Consider the following 11862-nt stretch of genomic DNA (forward strand, 5'->3'; position numbering starts at 1 on the left):
GGTCCAGCTCACGCCCTGACGAGTCTGCCGAGCTGCACCACGACACCCACGAGAGGTCCGACGACGAGCGACAGCGCGACCCGGTCGGTCACCTCGAGCGGAACGGTGAGCAGTGCGGCGCACGCGGCCGCCGCGATCCACCACCCCGCCGCGTACCAGCGGTGCGCACCCACCGCCAGCGTGGCCGCACCGGTCACGGTGAGCAGTCCCAGCGCGGTGGCCCCCAGCATGAACAGCGCGATCGTTGCGCCACCGAGCTCGAAATCTGCTCCGAAGATGTGTGTGAGCAACCACGACCCGAGCGCCCATGCCGCGACGGCCCCGATGCCCCCGACCACTGTCACCGCGGCCAGCGGGAGTGCCAGCGAGCGCACCAGCGCGTGGCGCGCGGCGACGAACCTGGCGATCAGCACGCCCTGAAAGCTGTTGAGCGGAACCAGGAGTGGGGCACGGGTCAGAGTGACCGCGAGAATGACCGCTCCCACGACGCGCGCGTCGTCGTCTCCCCGGGCAGTGATGTTGATGAGGACCGGGAAACCCATCACCACGACAGCGGATGCCAAGGCTGCCGCCATGGCGGTGAGGGTGTTGGCGGTCAGTCGACGGTCGTCGACGTCGCCGGGCAGACCGATGACACGTCGAGCAGTCGCCGACGTCGAGAGAACCAGCATCCACGACACCGAGCCGATCACCGTGATCACCAGGAACGCCGGCACCCCCCAGCCGAACGCGACCGCGACACCTGCACCGGCCAAGCGGATCAGCGCATCGATACTCAGCAGGCGTGCGAACGGCGACCACGACAGCGACCCCGACAGCGCGCCGCAGAGGTGCGCGTACACCGCGAAACTCGCGACGCCGACGGCCAGCAACACCACCGAGAGCGTGCGGTACTCGTCGAAGACATGCCCCGCCCACAGCGGCGACGACGCCGCGACGACAGCCGCCAGACCCGTCCCGATGCCCATGTTGACCAGCAGCGGCCTGCCCCTCGCACCCTCGGGGATCTCCGACCGCGCCTTTGTGGGCATCTCCGACTGTGCCTTTGTGGGCATCTCCGATGCGGCGCGGATCGTGCGGGTCGTCTCCTGGAGCTGTCCGTTCTGCGCGCCGGTCACCAGTCCGTACGCCGCCCAGAAGACGGCGAACACCGAGTATCCGGTCGCGCCGAGCTGACGCGCGGCGAGGAGCAGGACGAGGTACCCCGAGGCCGCCGCGATCACCGTCGCGATGGTGACGCGGCCGACGGCACCGCGGCCGCCGATCATGGGCTCGAGCTCGGACTCCGCCGTCATCGACACATCGCTCGCCGCCGATCAGGACGGTTCCCCGAACGCCGGTAGTTCCGGCGAGAACAGCCAGCTCTGCCACAGATCGTGCAGCGGGGTGTCGGAGTAGTTCGCGGCGAGCGCGATGAAATCCTCGGTGGTGACGGTGCCGTAGCGATACTTGTCCGTCCACCGGTGCAGCAGGGCGAAGAAGTTGCCGTCGCCGATCCGGAGGCGCAGGGTGTGCAGTGTGATCGCACCGCGCTTGTAGACCCAGTCGTCGAACATCTTGCGCGGTCCCGGATCGACGAGCGGGACCCGCACGGGGTTGTCGGCGAGTTTCGCGTAGTAGTGTCGTGCCCATTCGTCGGCGCTGCGTCCCCCCGACCGTTGGCTCCACAGCCATTCGGCGTAGCAGGCGAAGCCCTCGTGCAGCCAGATGTCATGCCACTGCTGCAGCGTCACCGAGTTGCCGAACCACTGGTGGGCGAGCTCATGGGCGATGAGTCTCTCCGCGTCGCGGCTGCCGTCGCAGTGATTGGCGCCGAAGGTGGAGAAACTCTGTGCCTCGATGGGGATCTCGAGCGGGTCGTCGGTCACCACCACGGTGTACTTCGCGAACGGGTAGGGCCCGAACATCTCGGTGAATGCCTCGACCATCTCCACCTGACGGCCGAAGTCGATGCGGAAGTTCTCCTTGAGGCGTGACGGCAGGATCGCTTCCACCGGAACGGGTTTCGACGCCAAGCGCAGATTCTCGTAGGGGCCGATCTGGATGGAGGCGAGGTACGTCGACATCGGTTCGAGCTGTTCGTACACCCATGTCGTCTGCGCCGCGCGCACACGTTTGGATTCGAGCACGCCGTTCGCGAGGGCGTAGTAGGGGCTGTCGGTGGTGATCGAGATACGGTACGGCGCCTTGGCGCTGGGGTGGTCGTCGCAGGGAAACCACGACGCCGCGCCGTTGGGCTGATTGGCGCACAGTGCCCCGTCGGTGAGTTCCTCCCAGCCGACGGTGCCCCATGGGCCGCGAATCGGGCGTGGGGTTCCGCTGTACCGGATCACGATCGTCATCGCTCCGCCGGGCGGAACCGGCGAGGCCGGGGTGATGAACAGTTTGCGCCCTCGATGGCTGTACCGGGCGCGTGCGTCGTTGACGGTCACCTTGCCCACCTTGAGCGTCGACGCCATGTCGAGACTCAAGCGAGCGAGTTCGACGTAGGACGTCGCCGTCAGTGTTGCCGTGCCCTCGAGTCGATTGCTGGCGACCTTGTATTCGAGATCGAGGTCGTAACGAGAGATGCGGAAGCCGAGGTTTCCGTTGTCGGGCAGATACGGGTCGACGCTGTCGGACGGCGTCCCGAGAACTGGTTGTCGTGAACTCTTCCCCGACTTTCCCGGCACTCAACGACTCCTGTCTGTGGGTTCTGCACTCGTGAGGGTCTTGACTCGTGAGGGTCTTGGCTGGTCTCTGCATCGTCCGGACGGGCTTTGTCGACGTCGTTTTCTCGATCTGGACGCGAGAACTCACCCTACCCGTAGCGTTGGATCCGTGAGGTGCGCCATGTTGTAACCGGACCATGGTCCGGTTAAATTTGTCTCGACACATACACATCAGGGGCGCGTGACCGTCCCGAGAAAGGTTGCAGCATGTATCCGATCCGTAGTCTCGGACTCTTTGCCGCGCGAGTGATCCTCGGCATCATCTTCATCGCCCACGGTTGGCAGAAGCTGCACACCTGGGGTCTCGACGGAACGAAGGCCAGCTTCGACAAGATGGGCGCTCCTTTTCCCGAGTTCTCCGCCTATTACGCGACCTGGGTGGAGTTGATCGGCGGCATTCTGCTCATCGTCGGAGTGTTGCTCCCGCTGGTGTCGGTGCTGCTGATCATCGACATGATCGGCGCGATCTTCGTGGCACACATCGATCAGGGCTTCTGGGCATCTGACGGCGGGTATGAGTTCCCGCTCGCGCTCATCGCGGGTCTCCTCGCGGTCGGTTTCGCGTCCGCGGGTGGCCTGGCCTTCGACACCCATGTGTTCCGACGTCGCAACCGCGTGGCGGACTGACGCGACTCGCCCGATCTGGCTACGGCAGTTGGTCTGATCGGGCGACGCACGGCGCTCTGCGAGGCTCGTGACCTCGACGCCCGCAGACTCGTTGATTCACCCGATCAGGCCGTCGAAGGTGACTCGGGGCGATGAGGGTGAGGCGCCGGGCGGCAGCGTCGAGAGTAGTTCGGTGAGTGCCGGTTTGAGTGCTGCGGCGTTGCGGAAACGCACCCCGTCGAGTCGTTCGTCGGCCAGCAGTGTCGTCGGATCTGTGTCGTGGCGATGTGCCGCTGCGGCACCGAGCAGTCTGCGGGCCTGTGACGGGTCGGACTCCCACAGGGCGTCCGCGGTGAGCAAGTACAGACGCGTGGCGTGGGCGTAATCGGCGAGGTGGACCAGCGCCCACGCCCAGTGCTTGGCGACGTCGACGGTGTCGGCCTCGCCGCGCCCATGGGTGTGCACGTACTTGCCGTAGAGCTCACGGCAGAGCGGGTTGGAGTCGGCCCACAGTTCGAGCGCAGACATGCAGCGCACGCAGGCGTGGACATTGGCGAGGTAGGACACCGAGTAGGGGCCCTCACGGCGTGAGCGCATCTCGCGCAAGACAGAGAACTCGGCAAGGGCGTGGTCGTACTCGCCCGCGGCGTACAGCGCTTCGGCATCCTGTTGCATTTCTGCCAACATCTCCACAGTTTCCCCGATCGAAGGTCGCCGCGGGCCGTCTTTGCCGTTTCGACGTCCGACGCTGCGCCTATCGTGGAGGTGTGAGCGACGAAAACGAATCCATCATCGAAGGTGACAGCGAGTACGCACTCGACCCCGACGATCAGTTGCAACCGCAGGACACGCTCGACGACCGCGGGGTCGACGATGTCCTCGACGAGGGCTACTCGCCGCCCGACTACGAGCCCAAGGGTGCGATGCGCGGACTCACCGCTGAAGAGATGCGCGAGGGCGAGTCGCTCGACGAAAAGCTCGCCGAAGAAGAACCGGACTCGTGGCAGAAGGACGATCCGATCGACGAGATCGAGCGCGACACGAGCGCGGACTGGCAAGCGCACGAGAGTGATTCGAGCCCGGAGTTCGTCGAGGACGATCAGGTGGGCGACCGTCGTGCCGGCCGACTTCTCGCCCCCGATCAGGGCGGCGTCGTCGACAACGAGGCCGAGGCGGTTGCCAGCGATTGCGGCATCGACGGGGCGGGTGCGAGCGCCGAGGAGGCCGCCGTGCACGTTGTCGATGAGGGTGAGGACGCCGCGGACGCCGAGTGGGAGGCCGAAGAAGAGGGCCGCTGAGCGCGGGCTGCGTTGACAGGATCCGTGACCCTGACAACGATGGTGTTGTCGGCGCGCGGCCATTCGGTCGCCCGCCCCCGACGATCAGCCACCGGAGGTATTCCAGTGAGCATCACCAATCGCAGTTCCGCCGAGCAGGTTTCGGTGCCCGCGGAAGAAGCGTCGAGAAAGCGGCGATTCCTCGATATCCGTGCACTGACCGACCAGCTGACGTCGACGTTGTCGGCCGAGGACCAGACGCCGCAATCGATGACCTCCGCCAGCCCCACGAAGTGGCACCGGGCGCACGTGACCTGGTTCTTCGAGGAGTTCATACTCCGCAACGACCCGTCGTATGTGGTGTATGACGAGACCTTCCGGTACCTGTTCAACAGCTACTACGAGACGGTGGGCGAGCGGCACCCGCGGCCCGACCGCGGACTGGTCACCCGGCCGGGGATCACCGACGTCACGCGCTATCGGGAGTACGTCGACGCCGCGATGTGCGACCTCCTCGAGCGCGGCGATCACGACGAGTCGACCCTTGCTCTGCTCGAACTGGGCTGCAATCACGAGCAGCAGCATCAGGAGCTGATCCTGATGGACCTCAAGCATCTGTTCTCGACGCATCACTTCGACCCGGTGTATGTCGATCGCCCCGCAGACCAGCAGGGCGAGCCCGGCGCGTTGACCTGGCGCGAGGTTGCTGGCGGCGTCGTCGAGGTCGGTACCCCGTTCGCGGGCTCGGGAACCACGCCCCAGACCTTCGCCTACGACAACGAGGGGCCGCGGCACCGGGTCTTTCTCGAGGATTTCCAGATCGCCGAACGTGCCGTCACCAACGCCGACTGGCTCGACTTCATCGCCGACGACGGTTACCGGCGACACGAGCTCTGGTTGTCCAACGGATGGGCACACATCAACGAAACAGGCTGGCGTGCACCGGGTTACTGGTCATTCGACGACGGCGAGTGGACGACGTTCACATTGTCGGGGCGTCGACCGGTCGTGTGGGACGAGCCCGTGACGCATGTGTCGTTCTACGAGGCGGACGCGTTTGCTCGATGGTCGGGCGCGCGACTGCCGACCGAGTTCGAGTGGGAGTACGCGGCGACCGGCGCGCCGAGCGAACCCGGCGGGCCGAACCCCACCGGGGTCGGCGGTGCGCGTGGGCAGTTGCTCGATCCGGCCCGTTGTCATCCGGGGCGTGCCGGATCGGCGATGATCGGTGACGTGTGGGAATGGACATCGAGTGCGTACCTGCCCTATCCGGGCTTCGCACCGGCGAACGGCGCGGTCGGTGAGTACAACGGCAAGTTCATGTGCGATCAGCATGTCCTGCGTGGTGCCAGCGCGATCACGCCCGCAGGCCACGAACGGGTCAGCTACCGCAACTTCTTCCCGGCCGATTCGCGCTGGGTCTTCTCCGGACTGCGGCTGGCCCGATGACCGCGACCACCGCCGACTCGGCGCTCGCAGCAGACGCGGCAGCAGGACTCTGGCAGGACCCACCCGTGCTGCCGACCAAATGGCTCTACGACGAGCGCGGCAGCAAACTCTTCGACGAAATCACCTTTCTCCCCGAGTACTACCCGACACGCAGGGAGACGGCGATCCTCGCGGCACACGCCGCTGACATCGCCGCAACGACCGACGCGACGATGATGGTCGAGCTGGGGTCGGGAACCTCGACCAAAACCCGACTTCTGCTCGATGCTTTCGCCGCTCGTGCGACGGAACTGGGGCGCGCCTTCACCTACGTGCCCGTCGATGTCAGCGAGGAAATGCTCAGTGGCACAGCCGACGTACTCGAAGCCGACTACCCGACGCTGACCATTGAGCCGGTTCTCGCCGACTTCACCGAGCCCGGCCTACGGCTGCCCGAGACCGACGGGCCGCGACTCGCGGCGTTCCTCGGCGGAACCATCGGGAACTTCGACGATTCTGCGCGCCGCGTGTTCTTCACCCGGCTGTCCGAGGCGCTGAGTCCCGGAGACTACTTCCTCCTCGGCGCCGACCGTATCAAGGACACCGGTCGGCTCGTGGCTGCCTACAACGACAAGGCTGGTGTCACAGCGGATTTCAACAAGAACATGATCGAGGTGTTGCGCCGGGGCCTCGACGCGTCGGGTCTCTACGTCGACGACTTCGACCACATCGCTCGGTGGAATCCCAAGCGGCATCGGATCGAGATGTGGTTACACGCGCGACGTGATGTCCACGCACACTTCGGCGCGCTCGACAGTGACTGGACGTTGCCCGCGGGGGCTGAGATCCTCACCGAGATCAGCACGAAATTCGCGCCCGATCAGCTCGCCGGCGAATTGTCGCAGGCCGAACTGCCGGTTGTGGAGACCTGGACCGATGACGCCCACGACTTCCAGGTGACCTTGAGTCGCAGGTGAATTCGAGCGACGATCACGCGCCGTTGCCTGCGGCGAGTTGCACAGCTCCGTCTTCGCGTGCTGACGGAGCAGCGGTCCCTGCGCGTGGGATCACCGCCAACGCGATGACGGCGAGGGCTGCGACCAAGGCGAACAGGTAGAAGCCCCACGGGTGCCCCTGGCCGGAGGCGATCAGCGCGCCGGTCAACGTCGGGCCGAAGATCGCGCCGAGGCGGCCGACACTTGCGGCGAGTCCGAGTGCCGTGCCCCGGACAGGAGCCGGATACGCCTGTGTCACGTAGGCGTACACGAGTACCTGGGCCGAGAACACGAACATTCCGGTGACGAAGACCAGGCCGTTGAGCAGGACGGAACTGTCGATGCGCACGCTCAGCAGTGCCAGCAGCACAGCGGATGCGCCGAACCAGAGCAGGATCGTCGACTTGGTGCCGCGTCGATCCGCCACCGCACCAGCGAGGACGAGGCCCGCGATGGCGCCGATGTTGAGCATCAGCAGCAGACTCAGCGACGTCGCAAGGCTGTAGCCGGCGTCGTGCATCAACTTCGGCAGCCAGGTGTTCAGGCCGTACACGAGTAGCAGGCCCATGAACGATCCGATCCAAATCCCGATAGTCGTCCTGGCGAGGTGTCCGGCGAACAGTGTGCGGATCGATGGCCGCGTGGCGTCGGCCCTGGCGGCAAGGAAGGCCTCGGATTCGGGGAGCTTGAACCACAGCATCGGCAGCAGGAGGAGTCCGGCCACGCCGCCGACGTAGAACACCGCGGTCCATGACGGCAGGAATGCCAGGCCGACGAGGGCGGCGATCACCGCGCCGGTGTGATAACCGGTCATGGTGAGTGTGCTGGCGGTGGCCTTACGCGTGGTGTCGGAGTATTCGGACATGAGCGTGAGTGCAACCGGCATACAGGCTCCGAGACCGATGCCGCCGATGAGTCGCCAGGCGTCGAACACCTCGATCGATGGGGACAGTGGAAGGGCGATGGTGGCCACCGAGAACAGCGCCACCGCGGCCAACAATGCGCGCCTGCGTCCGACGCGGTCGGCAACCGGCCCCGAGAGCGCGGCTCCTATAGCGACGCCGACCAGCGAGAGCGTCGCCGCGACGGTCGTCGACGATGCGGTGAAACCGAGGTGGTGTTGGTCGATCAGGGTGGGGATCACCACGCCGAGGACCACGAGATCGAAGCCGTCGAGGAGAACCACGAGCCAACAGAGGACTGCTGGCCATGAGCGGAATGCTGACATGTCGATTACTCACTTACTGCGCTACCGGGATGGACGGCACCGGGTCGATGTCTTCTCTGAGCCGAGTGCGTCCCGACACGGTGTGCTGCAGGTCACGATAAGTGGAGCTTTGTGATTCAGTCCAATCTATATTTTTACGGAGCAACATAGACTTCATCTATGCCGATGGATCTGAATCTGGCGCGTACGTTTGTGACGGTGCATGAGACGCGCAGCGTCACCGTGGCCGCTGACGTTCTCGGTGTCACGCAGCCGACGGTGAGCTACAGCCTGGCCAAGCTGCGGCGACTCCTGGGTGATCCGTTGTTCGTCCGAGCGCCCGGCGGTCTCGTGCCGACGGCGGAAGCCGAACGGCTCTACCGATCGGTGGCCTACGCCGTGAACTCACTCGACGCGGCGTTCGTCCCGCGTATGCCGTTCGATCCCGAGTCGGCGCCCGCGCTCACGCTCTCGCTCTCCGACCTCGGTGAGGTGACGGTCTTGCCGCTGATCGTTGCGGAGTTGTCGGAACGGACAACCCGTTTCGACCTCCGTGTGACGGCGTTCGAGCTCGAGGCGGCTGCCGACGAGTTGATCAGGGGCGTCACCGACGTGGTCATCGCAAGTCCGCTACTGAACTCTCCGCGCCTCGATCGCACGGTGCTGTTCTCGGAAGGCTACGTCGGAATGGTCGCCGCCGACCATCCGAGAATCGCGGGCCGCGCGCCGACGCACGACGACCTCGTCGGAGAGCGGCTGGTGGTTGTCGACGGGTCCACCGGGCATGAGGAACCGCGTCGAGCGATCGCGGAACTGGAACTCGAACAGCGAATCGCGTTGCGGGTCACCCGATTCGCCACACTGCCCTACGTCGTGCAGTCCAGTGATCTCGTCGCGATCGTTCCCGATCTCGTCGCCGTGCTGATGGCGCAGAGCACGCCGGTGTCAACGTTCGAGCTGCCCTGGCCGCTCGGCCGGGTCGAAGTTGCGGCGTACACGCGGCGAGTCCCGGCGGCCAGCCCCGTCCAGCGCTGGTTCCTCGACACCGTCACGGCATCGATCGAGCGCATACCGACGGCCGCACCGACGCTACGCACGCATGTTGTTCCCGGGAGACGGTCAGGACTCGGCGAGTAGTTCATGCACTCGCGGGATCACCTGTGTCCCATAGAGTTCGACGCTGCGCATGAGTGCCGAATGCGGCAGCGTGCCGTGTGAGTACTTGAGATCGAAGCGGCTCAGCCCCAATGCCTGTGCGGTGCGCGCGATCTTGCGCGCCACTGTTTCCGGTGATCCGACGTAGAGCGACCCCGACGGTCCCGTCGACTGGTCGAACTCGATCCGTGTCGGCGGCGGCCATCCTCGTTCGGCGCCGATTCGCCCGACACTGATCCGGTAGTGCGGCCAGAGTTCGTCGCGTGCCTGCTCGTCGGTCTCGGCGATGTGCCCGGGGGAGTGGACGCCGACCGGAAGGTCGGCCGGTTTGTCGAGTTGTTCGAGGGCACGGCGGTAGAGGTCGACGTACGGCGCGAAGCGCAGCGGATCGCCGCCGATGATCGCCAACATCAGCGGTAGACCGTAACTCGCCGCACGGACCACGGACTCGGGACTGCCACCGACGGCGATCCACGTGGGCAGTGGCGGGTTCTCCAGACGCGGATACACCGACTGATCGCGCAGCGGCGGCCTCAGTGCACCCTCCCACGTCACGGGGTCGCCCGTGCGTAGTTCGGCGAACAGTGAGAGTTTCTCGGTGAACAATTCCTCGTACTGGTCGAGCTCGAACCCGAACAGCGGAAACGACTCGGTGAACGAACCGCGGCCGAGAATCACCTCCGCTCGCCCGGACGAGATCGCGTCGACCGTCGAGAAGCGTTCGAACACGCGGATCGGGTCGTCTGAGCTGAGGACGGTGACGGCCGATCCGAGTCGTATGCGCTCGGTCTGCGCGGCAATGGCGCCGAGCACCACATCCGGTGCCGACACCGCATAATCGTCGCGGTGATGCTCACCGAGTCCCAAGAAGTCGACGCCGACGGAATCGGCGAGGACGGCTTGCTCGAGTACGTTGCGGATCGTCTGCGCGTAGGAGACGGTGTCGCCGGAGTCGTCGACGGTCACGTCGCCGAAGGTGTCGAGTCCGAGTTGGAGGGTCATAAGTCCCATCCTGCCCGACTACGCGAACGGATCCACTGCGCCGGCCCTCGGCCATCCACGATTGCCTGTAGCTTTAGGCACGGCCGAAATAGTCGGTTCCCGCCAAGCTAGGAGAAACCAAATGTGGGAAGGCTTCTGGAACTTCTTGTGGACGATGGTCGTGATCTTCGCGTTCGTCGCCTACCTGATCGTGTTGTGGTACATCATCGCCGACCTCTTCCGCGACCATAAGTCCTCGGGGTGGGCCAAGGCTGCCTGGGTCATCTTCTTGATCGTCTTTCCCTACATCACGGCGATCGTGTATCTGCTCGTGAAGGGCAAGGGAATGCAGGAGCGCGCGCAGGCCGCCGCCGCTGAATACAAAAAGGAATCCGACAGTTACATCCGCGACGTCGCGGGTACTTCTCCGGCCCAGCAGATCGCGGATGCAAAGGCGCTTCTCGACACGGGCGCGATCACGCCCGACGAATTCGAACAGCTCAAGTCGAAGGCTCTCGCCTCGAACTGAGTGCACTGAATTCTCGGCAGCACAGGCAAATCCGGCGAGCTGCCCGTCACGGCGAACTGCCCGTCCCCTCCAGGGGCGGGCAGTTCGCGTGCGCGGCCATCGGTAGCCCGAGCCGACTAGCCGGCCGAGTCCTGCGTGTCCGTGTCGCCGAAGGGGTCGCCGGTGTGGCCGACGAGATCTTTGACCGAGTCCATGATGACCGTCGGGCGGTAGGGGTACTTCTCGACAGATCCACGACTGGAGATCCCGGTGAGCACGAGGATGGTCCGCATTCCCGATTCGAGGCCCGCGATGACGTCGGTGTCCATCCTGTCGCCGATCATCAGGGTGTTCTCCGAGTGCGCACCGAGCCGTCGAACCGCCGACCGCATCATGATGGGGTTGGGCTTGCCCACGTAGTACGGCTCACGGCCGGTTGCCTTGGCGATCAACGCGGCCACCGCGCCGGTCGCGGGGATCGAGCCGTCGTGGGACGGGCCCGTCACGTCCGGGTTGGTGGCGATGAACTTCGCTCCGCGTTCGATCATCCGGATGGCAGTGGTGATCGCCTCGAACGAGTACATGCGCGTTTCGCCGAGTACGACGTAGTCGGGGTTGGTTTCGGTGGTCACGAACCCCTTTTCGTACAGGGGAGTGGTCAGACCCGATTCGCCGATGACGAAGGCGGTGTCGCCCTGGCCCTGTGAGGCGAGGAAGTCGGCGGTCGCCATCCCCGACGTCCAGATCGATTCCTCGGGGATGTCGAGGCCGATCTGGAGCAACCTGGCGTGTTGGTCGCGTGCGGTCCGGATTGAGTTGTTGGTGAGCACGGAGAACGGGATATCGTTGTTGCGCAGTTCCGCGATGAACTCGTCTGCACCGGGTACGAGGTGTTCTTCGTTCGTCAGCACGCCGTCCATGTCCATGAGATACGTCCAGCCCATGATCCTCACCCTACGGCGAGTACAGGGGTGGGCACCGCGACATGACGTGG

The 11862-nt window shown here is 65.3% G+C and carries 12 protein-coding genes; 6 read left to right on the plus strand and 6 right to left on the minus strand.

The features are described 5' to 3' along the window. Positions 1-8: 8 nt before the first annotated feature. Positions 9-1295: a lipopolysaccharide biosynthesis protein gene (locus GOACH_RS05465; RefSeq protein WP_040517895.1), complete on the minus strand. Its 1287-nt coding sequence runs from the start codon at positions 1293-1295 to the stop codon at positions 9-11. Between the two features lie 21 nt (positions 1296-1316). Further along, positions 1317-2672, minus strand: a complete 1356-nt coding sequence (locus tag GOACH_RS05470; protein WP_005171789.1) for a M1 family metallopeptidase — start codon at positions 2670-2672, stop codon at positions 1317-1319. Between the two features lie 246 nt (positions 2673-2918). Between GOACH_RS05470 and GOACH_RS05475 the strand changes: the two genes are divergently transcribed. Next, the gene (locus GOACH_RS05475) at positions 2919-3338 is read left to right on the plus strand and encodes a DoxX family protein (RefSeq protein ID WP_005171792.1); all 420 of its coding nucleotides are present in this window, start codon (positions 2919-2921) and stop codon (positions 3336-3338) included. Positions 3339-3434: 96 nt separating this feature from the next. Here GOACH_RS05475 and GOACH_RS05480 read toward each other — a convergent pair whose 3' ends face one another. Next, complete coding sequence (locus GOACH_RS05480; protein ID WP_005171795.1) at positions 3435-3992, minus strand: hypothetical protein; 558 nt, start codon at positions 3990-3992, stop codon at positions 3435-3437. A gap of 92 nt (positions 3993-4084) precedes the next feature. On the opposite strand from GOACH_RS05480, the gene GOACH_RS05485 reads away from it, so the two are divergent. The 3 genes from GOACH_RS05485 to egtD all read left to right on the plus strand — a co-directional run bounded on the left by GOACH_RS05485 (position 4085) and on the right by egtD (position 6999). Next, entirely contained in the window at positions 4085-4615 is a 531-nt protein-coding gene (locus tag GOACH_RS05485; protein ID WP_005171798.1) for a DUF5709 domain-containing protein, read from the plus strand. A 105-nt stretch (positions 4616-4720) separates the two neighbouring features. Then, complete coding sequence (egtB, locus tag GOACH_RS05490; protein ID WP_005171801.1) at positions 4721-6043, plus strand: ergothioneine biosynthesis protein EgtB; 1323 nt, start codon at positions 4721-4723, stop codon at positions 6041-6043. Next, a complete protein-coding gene (gene egtD, locus GOACH_RS05495; RefSeq protein WP_005171805.1) occupies positions 6040-6999 on the plus strand; it encodes an L-histidine N(alpha)-methyltransferase in 960 nt (319 codons plus the stop codon). The genes egtB and egtD overlap by 4 nt, the downstream gene beginning before the upstream one ends. 13 nt (positions 7000-7012) lie before the next feature. Here the strand turns inward: egtD and GOACH_RS05500 are convergent, their stop codons facing one another. Next, the gene (locus tag GOACH_RS05500; protein ID WP_052003915.1) at positions 7013-8245 is read right to left on the minus strand and encodes an MFS transporter; all 1233 of its coding nucleotides are present in this window, start codon (positions 8243-8245) and stop codon (positions 7013-7015) included. Positions 8246-8404: 159 nt separating this feature from the next. On the opposite strand from GOACH_RS05500, the gene GOACH_RS05505 reads away from it, so the two are divergent. Continuing rightward, positions 8405-9361, plus strand: a complete 957-nt coding sequence (locus GOACH_RS05505; RefSeq protein ID WP_005171810.1) for a LysR family transcriptional regulator — start codon at positions 8405-8407, stop codon at positions 9359-9361. Here the strand turns inward: GOACH_RS05505 and GOACH_RS05510 are convergent. Then, complete coding sequence (locus GOACH_RS05510) at positions 9344-10381, minus strand: LLM class flavin-dependent oxidoreductase (protein ID WP_005171812.1); 1038 nt, start codon at positions 10379-10381, stop codon at positions 9344-9346. The two genes, GOACH_RS05505 and GOACH_RS05510, sit on opposite strands and share 18 nt — an antisense overlap. A gap of 121 nt (positions 10382-10502) precedes the next feature. On the opposite strand from GOACH_RS05510, the gene GOACH_RS05515 reads away from it, so the two are divergent. After that, a complete protein-coding gene (locus GOACH_RS05515) occupies positions 10503-10889 on the plus strand; it encodes an SHOCT domain-containing protein (RefSeq protein WP_005171814.1) in 387 nt (128 codons plus the stop codon). 116 nt (positions 10890-11005) lie between these two features. Here GOACH_RS05515 and GOACH_RS05520 read toward each other — a convergent pair whose 3' ends face one another. After that, on the minus strand, positions 11006-11812 hold the full coding sequence (locus GOACH_RS05520) for an HAD-IIA family hydrolase (protein WP_005171822.1): 807 nt from the start codon (positions 11810-11812) through the stop codon (positions 11006-11008). Positions 11813-11862 lie beyond the last annotated feature (50 nt).

Source organism: Gordonia aichiensis NBRC 108223, from assembly GCF_000332975.1.
Taxonomy (GTDB): domain Bacteria; phylum Actinomycetota; class Actinomycetes; order Mycobacteriales; family Mycobacteriaceae; genus Gordonia; species Gordonia aichiensis.

Bases quoted from the DNA above. Each gene is read 5' to 3' on its own strand.
- GOACH_RS05465 (WP_040517895.1), bottom strand. From the start codon at position 1,295: ATGACGGCGGAGTCCGAGCTCGAGCCCATGATCGGCGGCCGCGGTGCC.
- GOACH_RS05475 (WP_005171792.1), top strand. From the start codon at position 2,919: ATGTATCCGATCCGTAGTCTCGGACTCTTTGCCGCGCGAGTGATCCTC.
- GOACH_RS05480 (WP_005171795.1), bottom strand. From the start codon at position 3,992: ATGCAACAGGATGCCGAAGCGCTGTACGCCGCGGGCGAGTACGACCAC.
- egtD (WP_005171805.1), top strand. From the start codon at position 6,040: ATGACCGCGACCACCGCCGACTCGGCGCTCGCAGCAGACGCGGCAGCA.
- GOACH_RS05500 (WP_052003915.1), bottom strand. From the start codon at position 8,245: ATGTCAGCATTCCGCTCATGGCCAGCAGTCCTCTGTTGGCTCGTGGTT.
- GOACH_RS05505 (WP_005171810.1), top strand. From the start codon at position 8,405: ATGCCGATGGATCTGAATCTGGCGCGTACGTTTGTGACGGTGCATGAG.
- GOACH_RS05510 (WP_005171812.1), bottom strand. From the start codon at position 10,381: ATGACCCTCCAACTCGGACTCGACACCTTCGGCGACGTGACCGTCGAC.
- GOACH_RS05515 (WP_005171814.1), top strand. From the start codon at position 10,503: ATGTGGGAAGGCTTCTGGAACTTCTTGTGGACGATGGTCGTGATCTTC.
- GOACH_RS05520 (WP_005171822.1), bottom strand. From the start codon at position 11,812: ATGGGCTGGACGTATCTCATGGACATGGACGGCGTGCTGACGAACGAA.